The sequence below is a fragment of the Nonomuraea sp. ATR24 genome (assembly GCF_041950485.1).
GTDB lineage: Bacteria > Actinomycetota > Actinomycetes > Streptosporangiales > Streptosporangiaceae > Nonomuraea > Nonomuraea ceibae.
Genome location: NZ_JBGNUU010000037.1, coordinates 1 through 21,266, shown reverse-complemented (window position 1 = coordinate 21,266; position 21,266 = coordinate 1). Strand labels below are relative to the sequence as shown.

Here is a 21,266-nt window from a genome sequence, read left to right as displayed (position 1 = left end):
AGCGCTTTGCCGTGATGCTACAGAACGCACAACTATGACACGACGCAACTACACCAGCAAAGCGCCTCGAAAGCCGTTTTTCTAGACCTGCTCCGAGTGGGTTTCCTCGCTCTTGCGGGTGTCCCTGCGGGCCTTGACCAGGCTCGCCACGGTGGTGATGACCATCGTGGCGCCGATGACCGACAGCGAAACCCAGATCGGGATCGCCGGGGCCCAGGAGAACCCGCTGTGGTGCAGAGCCTCCAAAATCAGCTTAACCCCGATGAAGCCCAGAATGAACGCCAAACCATAACTGAGGTAGACCAGGCGCTGCAGCAGCCCACCGAGCAGGAAGTAGAGCTGACGCAGTCCCATCAGGGCAAAGGCGTTGGCGGTGAAGACGATGAACGGGTCCGTGGTGAGCCCGAAGATCGCCGGAATCGAGTCGAGAGCGAACAGCAGGTCGGTGCTGCCGATGGCGATCATGACGATCAGCATCGGAGTGACCATGCGCTTGCCGTCGATCTTGACGGTGACCTTGGACCCGACGTAGCCGTCCGTGGTGGGGAAGGCCCGCCGCACCCAGCGGAGCAGGACGTTCTCGGGGACCTGCTCCTCTTCGCCCTTGACGTGCTGGCGGACGATGTTGATCGCGGTGTAGACGAGGAACGCGCCGAAGACGTAGAACAACCAGCCGAACCGCTCCAGCGCCGCGGCGCCGAGCGCGATGAAGATGCCCCGCATGACCAGGGCGAGCAGGATGCCGACGAGCAGCACCTTGTGCTGGTACGCCTTCGGCACGGCGAACCGGCTCATGATGATGAAGAAGACGAACAGGTTGTCGACGCTGAGGCTGTATTCGGTGATGTAGCCGGCGAAGAACTCGCCCGCCTTCTCCGGCCCCGTCGTCACCCAGAGGATCACCCCGAAGATCACGGCCAGCGTGATGTAGAAGGTGACCCAGAATCCCGCCTGGCGCATCGAGAACTCGCGGGCTTCACCGCGGTCGACGATCCACAGGTCGACGGCCAGGACGAGCAGGAGCCCGCCGATCACGACGATCCAGGCCCACAATGGTTCGCTCACGTTGTATTACCTCCGGCATACACGTCAGAACGCCGGAGGTCTCTCCCGCCCGCTGGGCATGGCGGACCGGCAGCCCCGGGGGCCCCATGGAGCGGGACTGCACCGTGATGACGAGGCTGCCGCGAAGGGATACTCCCCTCCCTTAACGCACGCAGTATACGAGAACGCGAAAGCCTCACCTAATCATCCGGATGATGTTGACGAACCGTAGGCGTCCAGCACCGCCCGCACGGCGTCGTCCTCGTCCGGCAGCTCGGCGCCACGCCGGGCCGCCGCCGCGGCCCGTCCGGCCGCCTTCTCAGGATCGGCGATCACTTCCTGTACGGCCGCGCGCAGGGCGGGCACGTCACCGTAGGGCACGAGCGCACCGGCGTCGCCGACGAGCTCGGGGATGCCGCCGACGGCCGTGGCGACCACCGGGCGGCCGGCCATGAGGGTCTCGCTGAGGCTGAGCGGCTGCCCCTCCCACCGGCTGGGCCACACGGCCACGGCGGCGGCGGCCAGCAGGTCGGGCACGTCGTCCCGGTTGCCCAGCAGCACCACGGGCAGCCCGTCGCGGTCGATCCGGCGCTGCAGCGTCTCGCGCAGCGGGCCCTCCCCGGCGATCGCGAACAGCGGCTCCGGCCCCGGCCACGGCCCGGCGGCGGCGTCGAGCAGGGTCTCCAGCCCCTTCTGCTGGGCGAGCCTGGCGATGGTGAGCACGACGGGCCGCTCCCCGGCCCCCAGCTCGGCGCGAACCTCGGCGGCGGGCCGCCCGGCGGGGCGTGGCACCGGCGCGGGCACCACCGCGGCCCGCACGTCACGCGCGCCCAGGGCCCGCATCCGTTCCCCGAGGTCGGGCGAGACGACCAGCACGCGGTCGGCCAGCCGCGCCACGATCCGCTCCAGCACCCCGTACACCAGGCCGACCGTCCCGCCCGCGGTGAGCGCGTTGTGCAGCGTCACCACCAGCCGTGGCCGCGTCCGGCCCCGGGACGGGACGCGCCCGAGCCCGGCCAGGGTGAGCCCGAGCCCGGCCAGGGTGAGCCCGAGCCCGGCCAGGGCCCCGGCGCGCAGGCCGTGGGCGTGCACGACGTCCGCGCCCCGGGTCAGCCGCCCGGCGGCGAGCACCGCCCGCGCGTCGGCGAGCGGCCTGGGCCGGTCGGTGACCTCCACCTCCGCGAGCCGCGCCCCCGCCTCCCGGAACGCGAACCCCTCCCCGACCTCGCGCGGCGCCACCACCAGCACCCGGTGCCCGCGCCGCACCAGGCCCCGGGCCAGCATCGCCACGTGCCGCCCGGTCCCGCCGGACGTGGTCCCCAGCACGAACGCCACCCGCACAGCCGCTCCTCCGCTCACTCGCCCGCCCACCTCATCCACCCGGACCATCCACCTCATCCACCCGCCGGCCCGCCTCGGCGGCGCAGCAGCGCGGCCACGGCGGCGGCGTCGGCGCGGTCCACGAGCGCCACGACGCCCACGCCCGCCGCCAGCGCCACCACGGCCGCCAGCAGCGTGCCCGCCACGCTCCCCCACGTCCCGGCCCCGCTGAACAGCCCGGCGAGCCAGCCGCCCGCCACGAACCCAGCCCCACCCCCGGCGAGCGCCGCCGCCCCGGCCCGGCCCAGCCCGGCGATCGCCGCGGCCCCCCGCGCCCGTACGACGGACGCCAGCAGCAGCGCCCCGCCGGCGGTCATGCCCGCGCTCATCCCCAGCGCCAGCCCCGCCACCTGCCACTCGCGCGGGAACGCCAGCGCGAACACGGTCTGGGCCACGATCACCACGCCCCACCCGGCCACCGTCCCGGCCGCGACCGCCCGCCCGCGCCCGGCGGCGTACAGCACCCGGCTGAGGTGCGCGATCAGCCCGTAGCCGATCAGCCCCGGCGCGAACAGCGCGACGGCCCGCGCCAGCTCCACCGGCGACGACACGGTCGACTTGTCCCCCAGGAACACCACGGCCCCCGGCCCGGACGCCGCCGCGAGCACCCCGGCCGCCACCCCGGACACGAGCACGACGGCCCGGGTCGTGCGGGCGGCGAGCTCCGCGAACGCCGCCCGGTCCCCCTCCACGGCCGACAGCAGGGGGAAGGCGCTGGTGGCGATGGGCACGGCGAGCACCGCGTACGGCACCAGGTAGATCGCCCACGCGTAGTTGTAGACGGCCAGCGCCCCGCCGCCGATCACGTTGTTGGACAGCGCCAGCACCCCGGCCATGGCCGCCTGCTGGGCGAGCAGCGCCGCGATGCCCGCCAGCGCCAGCCGCCGCACCCGCACGGCCACCCCGCCGGGGAAGCGGAACGCGGGCCGCCACCGCAGCCCGAGCCCCGCCACCGGCCCGGCGACGGTGAGCACGAGCGCCAGCACACCGAGGCTGGTGCCGACGGACAGCGCGAGCTCCGCCGCGAGCGGCACCTCGGCGCTTCCGGCCCGGCCGTCGCTGAGCGGCACGAACAGCAGGTACGCCACGATGACCACGAGGCTCGACACGAGCGGCGCCACGGCGGGCCCGGTGAAGCGGTGGTGCGCCTGCAGCACGCCGTAGAGCACGACGACCACGCCGTAGAGCGGGATCTGCGGCGCGAAGACGACCAGCATCCGGGTGGCGACCGCGTGCATCTCGCAGTCGCCGCCGCCGAACAGCCCCATGATCGGCCCCGCCAGCAGCGCGGTCAGCACCGCCACGGGGACGAGCACGACCAGGCTCCACGTCAGCAGCGCCGAGCCGATCCGCCCGGCCCGCTCGCGGTCGCCCGTGGCGGCGGGTTCGGCGAGCACCGGCACGACCGCCCCGGCCAGGGCGCCGCCGACGACCACCTCGAAGACGATGTTGGGGATCTGGTTGGCGGTGAAGTAGGCGCTGGTCAGGCAGTTGGTGCCGACGGTCTGGGCCAGGGCGTACTGCTTGGCGAAGCCCGCGACGCGCGCCAGCACGGTGATCACCGCGATGAGCAGCGCGCCTCCGGCCACGCCGCGCGCCAGCCGTGGGGTCACGCCCTGCCCGCCTCTCCGGTCATTCCGGACATCATGGCAGGCCGTACGGACAGGCGCGTCACGCGGTCTCTCAGACGGCGTCGGCGGGGCGGCGGCCGAGCAGGTCGAGCCGGTTGAGCACCGGGTTGCCCGCGATGACCTTGGTGAAGCTGATCTTCTCGGAGGCGGCGGTGAGCGCGGCGACGGTGCCGAGCAGGACGAGCCTGCCGGGGCGGCCGAGCCGGGTGACGGCGGCCAGGCCGAGCAGCGCGCCGAGCGCGTTGGCCCCGGCGTCGCCGAGCATGGCGCGCTCTCCGAGGTCGTCGGGCAGCAGCGCGGCGGCGGCGCCCAGCGGCACGGCGGCCAGCGCGGCGGTCGCCGGTGAGCCGCCCGCGACCGCGCTGACCAGGAGAGGGCCGCCGGTGAGCAGGCCGACCTTGATGGCGCGGCCGGGCCGCAGGTCGAACAGGTTGGCCAGGTTGGCGGCGCCCGCGATGGCGGCGCCGTTGACGAGCGTGTCGGCCGGGCCGCGGGAGACGAGCGCGGCGGCGCCGAGCCCGGTCGCGCCGATGCCGAGGATCTTGACGGCGCCGCTGGTGACCTCGCCGCGGGCCAGCGCGGTCAGGTGGCCCTTGAAGCCCTTGGAGGAGGTGGTGCCGTAGAGATCGTCGTAGGCGCCGAGCGCGCCGCTGCCCGCCCCGGCGAGCAGCGCGGCCGCCCGTACCCGGGGCGGCAGGCCGGGCGCGAGCGCGGCGGCAGCTCCCGCGCCGGCCACGAACGCGGGCCCTTCGAGCAGCGTGACAGCCTCGCCCCGGTGGTTCTTACGGGTCCAGCGGCTGCCCGGGTCGACGCCGCGCGCCCGGGTGAACGCGGTGTAGGCGGCGCGGGCGGCGGCGGCGCCGATCGCGGCGCCGGCGACGGCGTAGAGCAGGCTGCGGGCCATGTCAGCTCCCTGAGTCGGAGGACGACGGGGTCGGCTGGGGCGTGGTCGGCGCCGGGCTCGGCACCACCGGCTGGAACGCGGTGATCCCGGTGCCGATGCCGTACTGCCCGGCGGCCCCGGCCAGTTGCTCCCGCAGAGCGTAGACGATCACGACGCGGCCCGCCGGGATATCGGCGCTGTCGACGGTGGAGACGCGCTTGGCCACCTCGGTGCTGTCGCGCACGGCGGTGACGGCGCCGCCGGGCCCGGTGGCGGGGACGGTGCCCGCCACGACCAGGCCTCGGCCGCCCGCGTCGAGCCCGGAGGCCAGCGCCACGAACGCGGCGGCCTGCGTCTCGGCGTTCTCGCCCTCGTACGGGACGTCCGGGGCGAACATGACGACGAGCGTGGCCCGCTTGGCCGGGTCGCCGTCGAGGTTGACGAACCCGCCGGTCTCCAGCCCGCCGAGCACCGAGGCGGTGGCCGCGTTGGGGGTGCCAGCGACGGCCGGGTCGGTGGTGGTCACGGTGGCGGCCAGCAGGGTGGCGGCCTTCTCGTAGGCGGTGGCGGGCGTGGGGAAGGTCATCTCGGCCGGCTTGAGCTGCCCGGCCAGGCCGTCGAGGACGCCGCCGCTCTTGGGGTCGAAGAACTTCTCCGTCAGCGAGAGCCTGCCGGTGATGGTCGCGCCCGCGTCGGTCAGCACCTCCTGGGTGGCCTCGCGCTGCGCCGCGCCCGCTCCGGGCGCCTCCACGAGCAGCACCTCCTCGCCGGTGAGCTCACCGGCGACGAGCTTGGGCGTGAGCGTGGTGACGAACGCGTCGCCCGCCTGCTCCCGGCTGCGCAGGTCGTCGATCTGGCCGCGCTGCTCCTGCTTGTCGGCGGTGAGCTGGCGGGTGAGCTCCTCGGCCGATCTGATCGCGGGGTCCTGGAGCAGCGTGGTGCCCATGACGATGCCCACGGCCAGCGCCAGGAAGATGGCGACGATGGAGACGAGGTGATAACGGAAATCGATCACGAGAAGAGCCCGACCAACCAGAAGATGAACGCGTTCCAGAAGTCTTGCAGCCCGTTCAGCCAGGTCTGGCCGAGCGGGGAGAACGACAGGGCGACACCCATCGTGATCAGCGCGGTGATCGCCAGCAGCAGCAGCTGCGGGGTGGAGATGCGGCTGCGGTAGAGGCGGCTGACGCCCTTGGCGTCGACGAGCTTGCTGCCGACGCGCAACCGGGTAAGGAAGGTGCTGGCCATGCCGGAGCGCCCCTTGTCGAGGAACTCCTCCAGCGTGCCGTGGGTTCCGACAGCGACGATGAGCGAGGCGCCCTTGTCGTCGGCCATGAGCATGGCGATGTCCTCGCTGGTGCCCGTCGACGGGAAGATCACCGCGTCGCGGCCGAGCTGGCGGACCCGTTCCAGGCCGGGCGCGCGGCCGTCGCGGTAGGCGTGCACGACGAGCTCGGCGCCGCAGGTGAGGGCCTTGGCCGAGACGGAGTCGAAGTCGCCCACGATGATGTCGGGCAGGTAGCCGGCCTCCAGCAGCGCGTCGGCGCCGCCGTCGACGCCGATCAGCACCGGGCGGTATTCGCGCAGGTAGGGGCGCAGGGTGGCGATGTCTTCCTTGTAGTGGTAGCCGCGCACCACGATGAGGGCGTGCCTGCCCTCGATGGGGGTGCGGATCTCGGGCACGCCGACGCCCTCGATGAGCAGCTTGCCCTCGCCGCGCACGTACTCCATCGTGTTGACGGCGAACGCCTCGATCTGCACGGCCAGCCCGGCGCGGGCCTCGGCCATGGCCGCCTCGACGGCCTCCATGTGCTGCTCGTCGCCCTTGCCGACGACCTCGTCGTCGAGGTGGATGACGCCCTCGTGCAGCCGGACGACGTCGCCGTCCTTGACGCGCTCGAACAGCTCGTGGCTGGCGTTGTCGACGAACGGGATGCCGGCCTCAAGGATGATCTTCGGTCCGAGGTTGGGGTAGCGCCCGCTGATGCCCGCGGCCACGTTGACCACGGCCGCGGCTTCGCACGCCACCAGTGCCTCCGCGCTGACCCGGTCCACGTCGACATGGTCGATGATGGCGATCTCGCCTGGCTTGAGGCGCTTGGTGAGCCTCTTGGTCCGCCGGTCGATCCTCGCCACACCCGTGACACCGGGAAGGTCGTTGACCTTCCTTCCGCGGAGGCCCGGCATCTTGTTCCCCGGAACCTTCATCAGTGACCATCCTGCCAGAGGGAAACACGTGGGAGGTCACGCACTGCGGGGCGTGTCCGCTATGTCACCCAGGATCACCTGTCGGCGGCGGCCAGTCCCAGCAGCTCCTCCGCGTGTGCCCTGCCCAGCTCGGAATCCTCCAGTCCGGCGAGCATCCGCGACAGCTCGCGCACCCTGCCCTCGTGGTTGAGGGTGACCACGCCGCTGCGCACGACACTGCCGTCGCTGGCCTTCTCGACCACCAGATGCTGGTCGGCGAAGGCCGCGACCTGGGGCAGATGTGTGACCACAATCACCTGCGCGGTGCGCGCCAGCCGGGCCAGGCGGCGGCCGATCTCGACGGCGGCCTTGCCGCCCACGCCCGCGTCGACCTCGTCGAAGACGAACGTCGGCACCGGGTCGGCGCCGGCGAACACCACCTCGATGGCGAGCATGACCCGGCTCAGCTCACCGCCGGAGGCGCCCTTGTTGAGCGGCAGCGGCGGCGCGGCCGGGTGGGCGGCCATGCGCAGCTCGACCTCGTCGACGCCCTCAGGGCCGAACTCGGCGGCCCGGGAGAGCTGGACGACGACCCGGGCGTGCGGCATGGCCAGCGCGGTCAGCTCCTCGGTGACGGCCGCGCCGAACCGCTCGGCGGCGGCCTGGCGCACCTTGGTCAGCTCGGCGGCCAGGTCGGTGAGGCGCGCGGTGAGCTCCTCCAGCTCGCGGGTGAGCTCCCCGATGCGCTCGTCGTCGCCCTCCAGCTCGGCCAGCCGGGCGGCCGAGCGCTGCGCCCAGGCCAGCACGCCGGCGCTGTCCTCGCCGTACTTGCGGATCAGCCCGGTCAGCGCGGAGCGCCGCTCCTGGACGGCCGCCAGCCGGGCCGGGTCGGCCTCGATCGACTCGGCGTAGGCGGCCAGGTCGGTGGCCACGTCGGAGATCAGGTAGCCCGCCTCGGCCAGCCGGTCGGCCATCCCGGCGAGCTGGCTGTCGAAGTCGCGCACCGCGTCGACGGCCGCCCGCGCCTCGCCCAGCAGCGAGATCACGTCACGCGCGCCGCCCGCGGCCTCCATCGGGTCGCCGAGCAGCGCCGAGTGCGCGGTGGTCGCCGCGCCGCGCAGCGCGTCGGCGTGCGACAGCCGCTCCTCCTCGCCGCGCAGGTCGGCGTCCTCACCGGCCTTCGGGTCGACCTTCTCGATCTCCTCCAGCCCGAACCTGAGCAGGTCGGCCTCCTGCGCCCGCTCCCGGGCGCGCGTGGTCAGCTCCTCCAGCAGCGCCGCCACCTGCTTGTGCCTCTTGTACGCCTGCGCGTACGCGCGCAGCGGCTTGACCAGGTCGTTGCCGGCATAGCGGTCGAGCGCGGCGCGCTGCCTGGCGGGCTGCAGCAGCCGCTGCTGGTCCATCTGACCGTGCACCGCCACCAGGTCGTCGGCCAGGTAGGTCAGGGTGCCGACGGGCACCGTGCGGCCGCCGAGCCAGGCGCGCGACCTGCCCTCGGCCGAGACGGTGCGGGAGATGATCAGCTCGCCGTCGTCGACCTGGCCGCCGATGTCCTCGACCTGCTGGGCGACCCGGCCGCCCGGGTCGATGACGAGCGTGCCCTCGACGCTGGCCTTGTCGGCGCCGGGGCGGATCCGGGAGGGGTCGGCCCGGCCGCCGAACAGCAGCCCGAGACCCGTGACGACCATCGTCTTGCCCGCGCCGGTCTCGCCGGTGACCACGTTGAAGCCCGGCGAAAGCTCCAGCACGGCCTCGTCGATGACGCCGAGCCCCTGGATGCGGACCTCCTCGACCCTTGGTCGCACTGCCCACTCCCGTCACTTACGTGCTTTCCGAACACTCGTGCGGATGCGATCCTACGCGTTCGCGTCCCCATTCACTCAGGGTCGCACCCTTCCGCGCCACCCCTGGACGGGTAGTTCGAACTTGGCGACCAGCCTGTCGGTGAACGGCGCCCCGGTGCTCTCCACACCGTGCAGCCGGGCCAGCCGTACCGGCTCGCTGCCGCGCCGCACCTCCACGCGGGTGCCGGCGGGAAGGTCGAAATGGCGGCGCCCGTCGCACCACAGGACCCCGACGGGTGTGTCGGGCAGGATCTCGACGGCGAGCGTCGAGCGCGGCGAGACCACCAGCGGGCGCGCGAACAGGGCGTGCGCGCTGATCGGCACCATGAGCAGCGCCTCCACCTCCGGCCACACCACCGGGCCGCCGGCGGAGAAGGCGTAGGCGGTGGAGCCGGTCGGCGTGGCGCAGATCACGCCGTCGCAGCCCCAGCGCGACAGCGGCCGCCCGTCGATCTCGGCGACCACCTCCAGCATCCGCTCCCGCTTCTCGACGGTGACCTCGTTGAGCGCCCACGTGTCGGCGATGACGCGGCCGTTCTGCCGGGCCAGCACGTCGATCGTCATGCGCTCCTCGACGTCGTAGCGGCCCGCGACCACGCTGTCGACGGCGGCGGCCAGGTCGGCGACCTCGGCCTCCGCCAGGAAGCCGACGTGGCCCAGGTTGACGCCGAGCAGCGGGGTGCCGGCGGGCCTGGCCAGCTCGGCCGAGCGCAGCAGCGACCCGTCGCCGCCGAGCACGATCATCACCTCGGCGTCCTTGGCCGCGCCCGGCTCGGCGGGCACGACGTCGACGCCGCCGCAGCCGATGTCGGCGGCCTCGCCGTCGAGCACCCGGACGCTCAGCCCGGCCGCCACCAGCCGCCCGATGACCAGCCTGGCGCTCTCCACGGCGGCCTCCCGCCCGGTGTGCGCGGTGACCAGGACGGTCCGGCTCGCTGCCCGGCTCATTGGGGCCCCTCCGCCACGGCGCGCCGGATCTCGGACTCCAGGTCGGCGACCGGCGGCGCCCCTTCGCCCTTGCCCAGCCACAGCAGGTATTCGACATTGCCCGACGGGCCCGGCAGCGGGCTCGCGGTCACGCCGCGCACCGCCAGCCCCAGCTCACCGGCCTTCGCGGCGGCCTGCCGCACCGCTCCCGCCCGCAGCTCCGGGTCACGCACCACGCCACCGGCCCCCACGAGCTCCTTGCCCACCTCGAACTGCGGCTTGACCAGCATGACGAAGTCGGCGCGCGGCGCGGCGACCTCGGCCAGCGCGGGCAGCACGAGCCGCAGCGAGATGAACGACAGGTCGCCGACGACCAGCGTGGGCGCCTCACCGACCATGCCCGGCGTGAGGTCGCGCACGTTGAGCCGCTCCATCACCGTGACCCGCTCGTCGCTGCGCAGCGACCAGGCGAGCTGCCCGTAGCCGACGTCGACGGCGACCACGTGCGCGGCGCCGCGGCGCAGCAGCACGTCGGTGAACCCGCCCGTGGACGCGCCCGCGTCCAGGCAGCGCCGCCCCGTCACGTCCAGCTCGGGGAACGCCTCCAGCGCCCCGAGCAGCTTGTGCGCGCCGCGCGAGACGTAATCAGGCCCGCCGGGCGACTCGGCGACGACGATGGCCGAGGCGGTGTCGACCTGGGTGGCGGGCTTGCCGGCCCGCTGGCCTCCGACGGCGACTCGGCCCGCCTCGATCAGCTGGGCCGCCTGCTCCCGCGAACGCGCCAGCCCGCGCCGCACCAGCTCGGTGTCGAGCCGGACCCTGCGGCTCACCGCGCCTCCACGGCGCCGAGGGCGGCCTCCAGCCCGGAGAACGCCTCCTCGAACACCGCCACGTGCTCGCCCACCGGCAGCCCGGCCAGGCGGCCCAGATCCGCGAGGACCGCGTCGACCCGCTCGTCGCCGGTTGCCTCTGGCAGCTCACTCATGACTCGACGGTAACGCCTCGGGCGAGCGCCCGGCACCTTGGCGGGCGTGTCACACGTTGGAGGGTCATACGGGTGCTCCGATGTGGAACGCTACGGACCCTGAAGACAAGGAAAGGAAGGCGGATCATGGCAAGCGTCGAGGAGTGCCGGGAGGCGCTGGTCAAGCTCGTCGCCCAGTTCGACGAGATCGACGAGCAGGACCGGGCCAAGCACGTGGTCGAGCGCACGGTCAGCTGCCGGGTGTCCGACCTCGACGTCACCTTCCACGGCCGGCTCCACCACGGCGGCCTCGACCCGTTCACCGAGGAGCCGCCCGCGAACGGCAAACCGGCCGAGGTCAAGCTGACGATCGTGTCCGACGACCTCATCGCGCTGGTCGACGGGGAGCTCGACCTGGCCCGCGCGCTGCTGGGCGGCCGCGTCAAGATCGACGCCAGCTTCGGCGACCTCCTGCGCCTCCGCCGCCTCCTCTGACCCCGCCACCCCCACTTGCCCCCGCCTTGACCGCCAGGCTCTGTCCCGCAGGACCTGACCCGCCGGCCCAGACCCGCAGGTCCCGCAGGACCTGGCCCTCGCCCCGCCCCGCAGGACCCGTCCCGCAGGACCTGGCCCGGCCTGCGCCGACCCGGTCCTGCGCCGACCCGGTCCTGCGCCGACCGCGCGCGCTCAGACCCACCCGCCCTGGTAGGCCCGCCCTGGTAGGCCCGCTCTGAGCCCCCGCCCTGGTGGGCGCTCTGAGCACCCTCTGGTGAGCCGGCTCAGAGCGCCCACGCTGGTTGACCCGCCCTGGCGTGCCCGCGGTTCGTGTGCCCCTGCGTCAGCCGATGCGGTCGAGAGCCTCCTTGACCGCATCCTCCTCGGCGCGGCCGTCGCCGACGGCCGCCCACACGGCGTCGCACGCCGCCCGCAGCCCGTCGATCCGGCTCCCGCCACCGTCGAGCCGCAGCGCCCCTCCGGCCCATCGCGCCCGCCACCCGCCGCACTCCCCGTCGCGCACCGGCGGATACGGCTCCAGCAACGCCCCCAGGTCCTCGCCCACGTAGGTCGGCCGATGCCGCGGCGCTGCCGTGAGCAGGTCGACCGGCCTTGCCACCCCCGTCAGCACCAGCAGCCCGTCCACGCCCGCGTTCACCGCGCCCTCAATGTCGGTGTCGAGCCGGTCCCCCACGACCAGCGGCCGCCGCGCCCCTGTACGGATCACCGACTCCCGATGCAACGGCGGATCAGGCTTACCCGCATAGACCGGCTCAACCCCGGTCGCATGCGCGATCACCCGTACCATCGCCCCGTTCCCCGGCTGCTCCCCTCGCCCGGTCGGCATGGTGGCGTCCCCGTTGGACGCCACGAACAACGCCCCCCGCCGCACCGCCAGCGCCCCCTCCGACAGCAGCTCGTACGACAACCCGGGCGCGATCCCCTGCACCACCGCCGCAGGCTCCGACGCCGCCGTGGTCACCGGCCTCAGCCCCCGATCCCGTACGGCCAGCCGCAGCCCCGACCCGCCCACCACGAGCACGTTCGACCCGGCGGGCACCCGCTCGGCCACCACCCGCGCCGCCGCCTGCGCCGACGTGACGACGTCCGTCGCCTCAGCGGGCACCCCCAGCTCCCGCAGATGCGTCGCGATGGCGGCGGGCGTCCGCGAGGCGTTGTTCGTCACGTACGCCAGCCGCGCCCCGCGCCGCCGAGCCTGCTCCAACGCCTCCGGCGCCCCGGGCACCGCGTACCGCCCCAGATAGACAACGCCGTCAAGGTCAAGCAGCAGGGTGTCATAGCCGTCGATCAGCACAATGCCTCATTCCCCTAGCCCACCCACATCCCGTGAGACTCTAACCGCGCCCCAACTCCCGCCCTGATGCCCCACCCCCGCCCCCCACGCTGCCGAAGCCGGACCACCCCGGTGCCCGACCTCCCCGCTGCCGAAGCCCGGCCCTCCCCCATGCCCGATCGCCCCGTCTGCCCCAAGACCGCCCCCGGGCCCCACCGACTACCACTGCCCGACCGGCTGGCCCATCCCCGCCTGACCGCCCCATCCGCCCGACTCTCCCCCATCGCCCGGTCCACCCGGGTCCACCCGATCCGCTCGACTCGCCCCATCGCCCGGTCCGCCCGGTCCGCCCTCGACGGGCTTACCAGCCCCGAGCCTGCCCCTTGAACAACCGGCCACCGGGGGCGTGACCGCGTGCGCTCGCGTAGCCCCCGGCCATCGGCCTGCCCTCGCCCGACCGGCCGCCCCTCTGCCCCGGGCTCAGCAGGCCGCCACACGGCCCACGACAGCCGACACCCCGTTCCCCGGCCACGCCCTCCTCCCGGCTACGCGTCCCTCCCGGCTACGCGTCCTCCCCCGACTGCGAGCGCGACCCTCACGCAGGCTCGCCCGCACACGCCAGCCCATCGTGGGCTCACGCGCGCCCCCCGGTCACCGGGCCCCCAGCGTCATTCGCCGCCGCTCAGCACCGCCGGGGTAGGCGTCCTTGCAACATGCGCCGTTCTCTCAGCGACGTCGCCCCTCGCCGCTCACTGGTCGCCCCGCCCTGTCCACGTACGTCCATCTGCTCGTTGGCGTCGGTGGCAGTAGGCAGGGTGAGGTGGGACGCAGACGTATGGGCCGCCTTGGCGGCGGGGTCACATCTCCCGTCGGGCGCGGAGGGTCGCCCGTACGCTCTTCAACGCCGACACGTAGTGCCCCTCATCGGGCCGCATCGCCACGGCGATCGCGAGCGGCTCCTGCGCTCCCTCGATGTCACCGGTGCGCCACAACGACAGGCCGAGCCCGAAGTACGCGTAGTCCTCCGCGGGGTTGGCGTCGACGATCCGCCGGAAGCTGTCGGCCGCCTCCGCGTACTGCCGCGAGTTGAACTGGGCCCTGGCCAGCGCCTCCCTGATGCTGCGGGAGTCCGGCTCGGCGCCGGCCGCCCGTTCCAGCAGCGCGGCCGCGGCCGCCGGGCTGCCTTCCTTGAGCAACTTCACTCCACGCTGGTACCAGTCGTAAACGTCACCCCTCGGAGCGCCCGTCGGGGAATCTTCGTGAGGGTTTTCACCTTGGACCATTGCGTGAGCTCTCCTTCATCGGCAATCGACGGGTTCGCTGGGGAATCGGGCACCGGCGGAGCGTCGGGGCGACCACGGAAAGACACGGACGTCTATGACAGCATGCCCGGTATGGGGAATTCCGAACTGCCGATACCGGATGGTCTCGAACTGCGCCCCTTCCGGGGCGTACGATTCGCCGTCGACGATCCCGCCAAGGTGACCTCCCCGCCGTACGACCTGATCTCGGACGGTGATGTCCACGCGCTGCTGGACTCCCATCCCTACAACGTCGTCCGTCTCATCCTTCCCATCTCGCCCCCGGGAGACGCCAACCAGCCGGCTCCCGCTGACCACTCCGGCGAGAGCACTCCCGCCCCCGGTACCCCGGCAAACCCACGCACACCACCCGCGCATTCCCAGCCGCACGGCCATGCGCCCGCAAAGCCCGCCTCCACGCCCGGAGGCCCCGCAGAAGCGCCACCATCTGGACGCCCTGCAGCCGCGCCGCAGCCTGGACGCCTCGCAGCAGCGCCACCATCTGGACGTCCCGCAACCGCGGAACAGCCCGGACGTGCCGCTGTCACCCCGGAGGCCCGCAGCAGCGAAGCGCCGCCGGCCCGCTATGGCCAGGCGCGCGACACGTTGCAGGCGTGGCTGGCCTCGGGTGTCCTGATGGTCGACGACCGTCCCGCTCTCTACGTGTACGAGCAGCGCGGCGAACACGTCGTGCAGCGCGGCCTCATCGGGGACGTTTGCCTGGCGGACCCCGCGCAGGGCATCGTCCTGCCCCACGAGGACGTCATGCCCGGCCCCATCGCGGACCGCCTCGCCCTGATGAGCACCACCCAGGCCAACCTTGAGCCCATCTTCCTCCTCTACGACGGCGCCACCGGCACGGCGACGACCCTGGTGGACGAGGTCGCCGCGACCCGCCCGCCCCTGGTGACCGCCCATACGGAAGACGGCCTGACGCACCGCCTCTGGGCCATCACGGACGAGGCCGAGATCGATGCCGTCAACGCCGACCTCCACGCGCGCCAGGCCCTGATCGCCGACGGCCACCACAGATACGCCACCTACCGCATGCTCCAGCGCCAGGAACACGCAACCCGCCCCCAGCCCGCAGGAAGTCAGGTTCCCTCCGGTGCGTCCCCGCTGAGCCGTCGGGCCGGCGGCGGGCCGTGGGACTTCGGGCTGGCTCTGCTCGTCGACTCACGTGCGTATCCGCCCGACCTGAAGGCCATCCACCGCGTCATCCCCGGGCTCCCCTTGCCTGAGGCAGCCGCGCGTGCCAAGGGCGCGTGGCGGGTTCAGGACCAGGGGAATCTGGCAGAGGGCATGGCCGCCCTCGACGCCGCCGAGAACCCGGCCTTCCTGCTGGCCGGAGCGGAGGGCGTCCACCTGCTGACCCATCCCGATCCGGTGCAGCTCGCGCTGGCCATGCCCGCCGACCGCTCGGACCGCTGGAACTCTCTGAACACCTCCATCCTCACCCAGTTCGTGCTGCCCAAGGTGTGGGGGCTGCAGGACGACGAGAAGACCGTGCGGATCGTGCACCATGACCCGTACGCGGCACTGCGCCTGGCTGTCGAGACCGGTGGCACCGCCGTGCTCCTCAAGCCGCTGGCCGTGGATGATGTGCTGGCGGTCGCGGCCGGTGGAGAACGAGTGCCCCGGAAATCCACCTCCTTCGGCCCCAAGCCCCGTACGGGCCTCGTCCTGAGGACTTTCGCCATCGATTGACCTCCGGCAGTCGCGCCATTCCCGAGGTGCTCGCACGCCGTCCACGACGGAGCGAGTGGCCCATGCGCGCCCCCAGCTCGCATGGGCTCCGCGACCGCCTACCCGGGTGGCGGGGTCAGCCGGTCTCGGCGAGGACCGCCACGGGGCGCGGAGTGGTCGGTGGCGGCGGCTCGGGAGGCTCCTGGGGCAGGGGGTCGGCTTCGATGACCCTGGCCGACGACACCTCCACCTCGTAGCTCCAGACCTTGGCCTGCGCCGGTCCGAAGATGCGGCAGCGGAAGGCGCCGGTGAGCTCCAGCGTGTCTCGCGGCTTGAGGCTCCGGACCAGGTCGGCCACCTCGGTGTCGAACGTGACGCACGGGATGCTGTCGGTCATCGTGCCGTGGCGCCGGTGCCTGCGACGGCGCACCAGCAGCCGCCACTTCGTCATCGTGTCGCCACTGGGCAGCTCGCGGTCCTCGACACCCGCCGACAGCCGGCCCGCCAGCAAGACCTCGTTACGGTCCACAGTCGTCCTCCCATTGGTGTTCGGGTGAGGATCACTCTCTACGATGAGGACGAGGCCGGTTCGGCTGGAACGCCGTTCTGGGGATAGCGGACGCGGTTCAGGAGTTGCCTGTGGACAACATCACCGCCCTCGGCGGCGACGTCTATGAGATCGACACGAAAATGGCCGGCTACTCGGGCATCACGGCCGGTTATCTGATCCTGGGCGATCGCCCATGCCTGGTGGAGACCGGTACGTCCACGTCCGCGCCCGTGGTGCGTGACGCGCTGGCCTCGCTCGGCGTCGGGCCGGGCGACCTCGCGACGGTCGTGGTCACGCACATCCACCTGGATCACGCGGGCGGAGTGGGAGACATCGCGAGGTTCTTCCCGTCCGCCCAGGTGGTCGTCCACGAGAAGGGGGCGCGGCACCTGGCCGAACCGTCACGGTTGATGGCCAGCGCCCGGATGGTGTGGGGAGACCGTCTCGACACGCTGTTCGGTGAATTGTCCCCCACCGAGGCCGAGCGCATCGTCGCGCTGGGCGACACCGGCGCCATCGATCTCGGCAACGGCAGGACGCTGAGCAGCCACTACTCCCCCGGCCACGCCAAGCACCACGTCGGCCTGATCGACTCGTACACCGGGGACCTGTATGTCGGCGACGCGGCCGGCGTCTACCTGCCCCAGACCGGCGACCTGCGCCCGGCGACCCCGCCGCCGGACTTCGACCTGCAGACCGCGCTCGACTCGATCGCGCTGTTCGAGGCACTCGGGCCGCAGCGGCTGCTGTTCAGCCACTACGGGCCCGTCGGCGCGGTACAGGAAACGCTCGAAAGGTCGGCGGAGGAACTGCGCATCTGGGTTGATCTCACCCGGCAGGCGCACGCGGAGGGCATGGACCTCGACCACGCCGTCGCCATGGTCCGCGACCGCACCAAGGAGCGTTACACGGCGCTCGCCGCCGACGACGAGACGGCCGAGCACTTCGAGCTCCTCAGCGGCGCCCCGTCGAACGTCGCGGGCATCCTCCACTGGCTCGACCGCGTCTCGCCGTAATTGTTTGTGCGGGTACGGGACCCGTACCCGCACAAGGTGTTACTCGTCGCGCTTGGCCGCTTCGTCGGCCTCGTCGCCCTCGTCGAGGTCGTCACCGAAGTCCGGCTCGATGAAGGCAGGGTTGATACCGGCCACGGCGGCCGAATCACCGGACTTCACCGGCTCGGAGCCGGCGTCCGCCTTCGGAGCCTCCGCCGAGCGGGTTTCCGCCTGACGAGTTCCCGCCTTCGGGGCCTCCTGCTTCGGGGCCTGGGCCTCGGGCTTCGACTCGGGCTCCTGGGAGTCCGCGTCATCCTCGGCTGCCCGGGGCTCCGGCGACGGCTCGGCGTCCGGGACCACGTCGGCAGACTCGGCGCTCGCAGCCGCAGCCGCCTCCTCGGACGTCTCGCGGTCGGCACCGGCCGACCCGTCAGCCGCCTCATCGGCGTCCCTGGAATCGGCATCATCCAGGACAGAGCCGACGGCGGCCGTCTCCGCCGAGGACTGCCCGGCATCGGCGTCCTCGTCCGGCGCCTCGCTCAGGTGCTCAAGCTCGGCATCGACCGTCTCCGCCTCCGGGGTGGCGAGCAGGTCGCCGGCCTCGGCGAGCGCCTCGGCGTCGTCAGGCGAGTCGTCCTCCTCGGGCTGGTCCGAGGCCGCGCCGGCGTCGTCGAAGTCGTCCTCGTAGTCGAACTCCTCCTCGACGTCCTCGATGACGGCTCCGGTCAGCTCGGCGTACCGCTCGGCGGCGTCCGTCTCACCGTCCTCGTCGAAGGCCATCGCCCGGCCGAACCAGTCGGTGGCCGCCTCCTGGTGCCCGGCCTCGGCCAGCGCGTCGGCGTACGCGAACGCGAGCCGCGCCGACCACGGCCGGGGCTGCGGGTCGCGCAGCTCGGGCAGGCGCTGGAGCGTGATGACCGCGGCGTCGTGCTGGCCGAGGTCCCGGCGGGCGCCGGACTCCACGATGCTCAGCTCGATCTTCCCGGCCCTGTCGAGGCGTTCGGCCTCGGGCGAACGTACGAGGTCGAGCGCCCGCTCAGGCCGACCCATCCCGCGTTCGCAGTCGGCCATGACCGGCAGGTACGCCTCCGAACCGGTCATCCTTCTCGCGGCGCGCAGATCGCTCAGCGCCTCCGAGAAGTGCCCGGCACGGTAGGCGACGATGCCGGCGGCCTCCCGTACGACACCGATGCGGGCCGCGAAACGGCGGGCCACCTTGGTGTGTTCGTGAGCCTTGTCCGGGTCGTCCGCCTCGAGCGCCCGCTCGGCGGCGACGAGGTGCCTGCCCACCAGCTCGGCCAGGTCGCCAGGCAGGGAACGCAGCTCCTCGCGTACTTCCTTCTCGAGCTCGTCGGCGGTGATGTCGGGCTCGACCTCGGGCAGCCTCTCGCGCTGCGGAGCGCCGGCCTCGTCCTCCGGCCTGCCGAACCGCGCCCGGGTGCCGCCCGGCCGCTCGTCACGCGAGAACGGCCGCGAACGGTCGTCCCGGTATCCACCGCTTCGGGGGCCTCGGTCGTCACGGTCGCGGAACGGACGGCGCTCGCCGCCATCGCGCGAGCCCCGGTAACCGCCACCGTCGCTGCGCGGCCCACGATCGTCGCGGAACCCGCCCTCGCGACGCGGACCCCGGTCATCCCTGTCCCGGAACGGACGACGCTCGCCGGCATCACTGCGCGGGCCGCGGTCATCGCGGTCACGGAAGGGGCGACGCTCGCCGCTGTCGCTACGCGGGCCACGGTCGTCACGGTCGCGGAACGGACGGCGCTCGCCGGCGTCACGCGGACCCCGGTAACCACCGCTGTCGCTACGCGGCCCACGATCGTCACGGTATCCGCCCTCGCGGCGCGGACCCCGGTCATCGCGATCCCGGAACGGGCGACGCTCGCCACTGTCGCTCCGCGGACCCCGGTCATCCCGGTCACGGAACGGGCGACGCTCGCCACTGTCACTGCGCGGGCCACGGTCATCGCGGTCGCGGAACGGACGGCGCTCGCCGCCATCGCGCGAACCCCGGTAACCACCGCTGTCGGAACGCGGCCCACGGTCATCGCGGAACCCGCCCTCACGACGCGGACCCCGGTCATCCCGCTGGTATCCACCCTCGCGACGGGGACCACGGTCATCGCGATCCCGGAAGGGACGACGCTCGCCACTGTCGCTCCGCGGACCCCGGTCATCCCGATCGCGGAACGGGCGACGCTCACCGCTGTCACTGCGCGGGCCACGGTCATCGCGGTCGCGGAACGGACGGCGCTCGCCGGCGTCACGCGGACCCCGGTAACCACCACTGTCGCTACGCGGCCCACGATCGTCGCGGAACCCGCCCTCACGCCGCGGACCCCGGTCATCCCGATCCCGGAACGGACGACGCTCACCACTGTCACTGCGCGGCCCACGGTCATCCCGGTCACGGAAGGGGCGACGCTCACCACTGTCGCTACGCGGACCGCGATCGTCACGGTCGCGGTAGGGCCGACGCTCGCCGGCGTCACGCGAACCTCGGTAACCACCACTGTCGCTACGCGGCCCACGATCATCGCGGAACCCGCCCTCACGCCGCGGACCCCGGTCGTCGCCCTCCCTGAACGGGCGGCGGGGGCCGCGGTCGTCCCACGACCTGCGGTCGCCCGAGTTGCGGTCCTGGTAGGGCCGCCGGTCCTCACTGCGCGGTCCCCTGCTGCCGTCGTCACGACGGCCGCCACGGTCATCCCGGTTGTCCCGGCTATACGACCGCGATCTATCGGCATCGGCGCGGAACGGACGGTCGCCCCGGGAGTCACGTTCGCGGGAACCCTGCCCGCCGCTCCTGTCGCCTCCGTCTGAGCGCCTCTCCCCGTAGTCGCCGCGCTCGCGCTGTCCGCCGTCCGATCCGCTATCTCTGTTCACTTCTGGTCCATTTCGTTGGCTCACTCAGCGGACCCTTGCTACCTGTACGGCGGTCCGCCGTGGCTGGTCGCCGCCTGTCGAAGGCCTTACGCGACGAAGGCCACCCGTGGGGGGTGGCCCGGTACCCTCAAGCGTAGCAAGCCACACCGTGTCCCTTGGCCGACACATATTCGATCGCACGCAGGCGGCCCCCCCGGGCAGACTCTCCGCATGTCCTTGCGCTTCCACGAGATCGCCGAATCCCGCCACAACATCCTTAACCCACTCAACGAGCTCAAACTTCAACAGCTCGGCGAGATGTGCCGCATCACTCCCGGTACGCGCCAGCTCGACCTGGCGTGCGGCAAGGGCGAGCTGCTCGCCACCTGGTCCGCCACGTACGGCCTGCACGGCGTGGGCGTCGACATCAGCAAGGTCTTCCTGGACGCCGCCAGAGCCCGTGTGAACGAACTGGACGTGGCCGACCGCGTCCGCTTCGTCGAAGCCGACGCCGGGACCTATGAGGACACTCCAGAAACGTACGACATCGTGTCCTGCGTTGGGGCCACCTGGATCGGCGGCGGCCTGGCCGGCACGCTGGACCTCATGCGCCGCCCGCTGCGCCGCGACGGCCTCGCCCTGGTGGGCGAGTGCTACTGGATCTCCCCGCCGCCGGAGAAGGCGTACGAGTCCCTGCAGGTGCCGATGGGCAGCTTCGCTTCACTCGCGGAAACGGAGGAGGTGTTCGACGCCGCCGGGTTCGAGCTGCTGGACATGGTTCTCTCCAATCAGGACGACTGGGACCGATACATGGCCAGCCAGTGGTGGACGCTGAGCGATTGGCTGCGCGACAACCCCGCCGATCCCGATCACGCCGCCGTGCGCGACTTCCTGAACCGTGCCAGGCGGTCCCATCTCGAGTACGGCCGGCAGTATCTGGGCTGGGGCGTGTTCGTGCTCCGCCAGAAGAACGTCTGACAGAGCAGTCCTCCACAACGCCAAAAGGGCCCCCGGCAGTGCCGGAGGCCCTTTTGGAACGCAAAAAGTTTGGAACGCGAAGAAGGCCCCGACAATCAGCTTGTCGGGGCCTTCTTCTGAAAGATTGTCCGGCGGTGACCTACTCTCCCACACCCTCCCGAGTGCAGTACCATCGGCGCAGGGAAGCTTAACTTCCGGGTTCGGAATGTAACCGGGTGTTTCCTTCCCGCCATAACCGCCGT

At 72.6% G+C, this 21,266-nt stretch carries 19 protein-coding genes and 1 rRNA gene; 5 read left to right on the top strand and 15 right to left on the bottom strand.

Features of this window, described 5'->3' with window-relative positions; translation table 11 throughout:
- Positions 1-81: 81 nt before the first annotated feature.
- The 10 genes from ACBI99_RS44445 to ACBI99_RS44400 form a co-directional block, all read right to left on the bottom strand.
- The gene (locus tag ACBI99_RS44445; protein ID WP_219509906.1) at positions 82-1,065 is read right to left on the bottom strand and encodes a TerC family protein; all 984 of its coding nucleotides are present in this window, start codon (positions 1,063-1,065) and stop codon (positions 82-84) included.
- 183 nt (positions 1,066-1,248) lie between these two features.
- On the bottom strand, positions 1,249-2,385 hold the full coding sequence (locus tag ACBI99_RS44440) for a glycosyltransferase family 4 protein (protein ID WP_357586632.1): 1,137 nt from the start codon (positions 2,383-2,385) through the stop codon (positions 1,249-1,251).
- Between the two features lie 53 nt (positions 2,386-2,438).
- Positions 2,439-4,037, bottom strand: a complete 1,599-nt coding sequence (murJ, locus tag ACBI99_RS44435; protein ID WP_375075267.1) for a murein biosynthesis integral membrane protein MurJ — start codon at positions 4,035-4,037, stop codon at positions 2,439-2,441.
- A gap of 70 nt (positions 4,038-4,107) precedes the next feature.
- On the bottom strand, positions 4,108-4,959 hold the full coding sequence (locus ACBI99_RS44430; RefSeq protein WP_357586628.1) for a hypothetical protein: 852 nt from the start codon (positions 4,957-4,959) through the stop codon (positions 4,108-4,110).
- A gap of 1 nt (position 4,960) precedes the next feature.
- A complete protein-coding gene (locus tag ACBI99_RS44425; protein WP_375075266.1) occupies positions 4,961-5,953 on the bottom strand; it encodes a copper transporter in 993 nt (330 codons plus the stop codon).
- Positions 5,950-7,146, bottom strand: a complete 1,197-nt coding sequence (gene steA / locus ACBI99_RS44420; RefSeq protein WP_219509900.1) for a putative cytokinetic ring protein SteA — start codon at positions 7,144-7,146, stop codon at positions 5,950-5,952. Before steA ends, ACBI99_RS44425 begins: the two co-directional genes overlap by 4 nt.
- A 74-nt stretch (positions 7,147-7,220) precedes the next feature.
- Positions 7,221-8,930, bottom strand: coding sequence for a DNA repair protein RecN (gene recN / locus ACBI99_RS44415; protein WP_219509899.1), 1,710 nt, complete (start codon positions 8,928-8,930; stop codon positions 7,221-7,223).
- Positions 8,931-9,005: 75 nt separating this feature from the next.
- Positions 9,006-9,917, bottom strand: coding sequence for an NAD kinase (locus tag ACBI99_RS44410; protein WP_219509898.1), 912 nt, complete (start codon positions 9,915-9,917; stop codon positions 9,006-9,008).
- The gene (locus tag ACBI99_RS44405) at positions 9,914-10,726 is read right to left on the bottom strand and encodes a TlyA family RNA methyltransferase (RefSeq protein ID WP_357586626.1); all 813 of its coding nucleotides are present in this window, start codon (positions 10,724-10,726) and stop codon (positions 9,914-9,916) included. The genes ACBI99_RS44410 and ACBI99_RS44405 overlap by 4 nt, the downstream gene beginning before the upstream one ends.
- A complete protein-coding gene (locus tag ACBI99_RS44400) occupies positions 10,723-10,881 on the bottom strand; it encodes a hypothetical protein (RefSeq protein ID WP_219509896.1) in 159 nt (52 codons plus the stop codon). Before ACBI99_RS44400 ends, ACBI99_RS44405 begins: the two co-directional genes overlap by 4 nt.
- A 126-nt stretch (positions 10,882-11,007) precedes the next feature.
- On the opposite strand from ACBI99_RS44400, the gene ACBI99_RS44395 reads away from it, so the two are divergent.
- On the top strand, positions 11,008-11,355 hold the full coding sequence (locus ACBI99_RS44395) for an SCP2 sterol-binding domain-containing protein (RefSeq protein WP_219509895.1): 348 nt from the start codon (positions 11,008-11,010) through the stop codon (positions 11,353-11,355).
- 343 nt (positions 11,356-11,698) lie between these two features.
- On the opposite strand, the gene ACBI99_RS44390 is transcribed toward ACBI99_RS44395, so the two are convergent.
- Complete coding sequence (locus ACBI99_RS44390) at positions 11,699-12,670, bottom strand: HAD-IIA family hydrolase (protein WP_375075265.1); 972 nt, start codon at positions 12,668-12,670, stop codon at positions 11,699-11,701.
- Between the two features lie 836 nt (positions 12,671-13,506).
- The gene (locus ACBI99_RS44385; RefSeq protein WP_219519537.1) at positions 13,507-13,932 is read right to left on the bottom strand and encodes a M48 family metallopeptidase; all 426 of its coding nucleotides are present in this window, start codon (positions 13,930-13,932) and stop codon (positions 13,507-13,509) included.
- Positions 13,933-14,043: 111 nt separating this feature from the next.
- Here ACBI99_RS44385 and ACBI99_RS44380 point away from each other — a divergent pair, with 111 nt between their 5' ends.
- The gene (locus tag ACBI99_RS44380) at positions 14,044-15,657 is read left to right on the top strand and encodes a DUF1015 family protein (RefSeq protein WP_375075264.1); all 1,614 of its coding nucleotides are present in this window, start codon (positions 14,044-14,046) and stop codon (positions 15,655-15,657) included.
- A 115-nt stretch (positions 15,658-15,772) separates the two neighbouring features.
- Here ACBI99_RS44380 and ACBI99_RS44375 read toward each other — a convergent pair whose 3' ends face one another.
- The gene (locus tag ACBI99_RS44375; RefSeq protein WP_375075263.1) at positions 15,773-16,165 is read right to left on the bottom strand and encodes a single-stranded DNA-binding protein; all 393 of its coding nucleotides are present in this window, start codon (positions 16,163-16,165) and stop codon (positions 15,773-15,775) included.
- 110 nt (positions 16,166-16,275) lie between these two features.
- Between ACBI99_RS44375 and ACBI99_RS44370 the strand changes: the two genes are divergently transcribed.
- Positions 16,276-17,202, top strand: a complete 927-nt coding sequence (locus ACBI99_RS44370) for an MBL fold metallo-hydrolase (protein ID WP_219519529.1) — start codon at positions 16,276-16,278, stop codon at positions 17,200-17,202.
- Positions 17,203-17,241: 39 nt separating this feature from the next.
- Here ACBI99_RS44370 and ACBI99_RS44365 read toward each other — a convergent pair whose 3' ends face one another.
- Positions 17,242-18,471 (bottom strand): hypothetical protein, encoded by a 1,230-nt coding sequence (locus tag ACBI99_RS44365; RefSeq protein WP_375075262.1) that lies wholly within the window; start codon positions 18,469-18,471, stop codon positions 17,242-17,244.
- Here ACBI99_RS44365 and ACBI99_RS44360 point away from each other — a divergent pair.
- Together ACBI99_RS44360 and ACBI99_RS44355 are read left to right on the top strand one after the other, a co-directional pair.
- Positions 18,409-20,004, top strand: coding sequence for a hypothetical protein (locus ACBI99_RS44360; RefSeq protein WP_375075261.1), 1,596 nt, complete (start codon positions 18,409-18,411; stop codon positions 20,002-20,004). The genes ACBI99_RS44365 and ACBI99_RS44360 overlap by 63 nt on opposite strands.
- 273 nt (positions 20,005-20,277) lie before the next feature.
- Positions 20,278-21,024 (top strand): SAM-dependent methyltransferase, encoded by a 747-nt coding sequence (locus tag ACBI99_RS44355; RefSeq protein WP_375075260.1) that lies wholly within the window; start codon positions 20,278-20,280, stop codon positions 21,022-21,024.
- Between the two features lie 126 nt (positions 21,025-21,150).
- On the opposite strand, the gene rrf is transcribed toward ACBI99_RS44355, so the two are convergent.
- Positions 21,151-21,266: ribosomal RNA gene (rrf, locus tag ACBI99_RS44350) — 5S ribosomal RNA — on the bottom strand.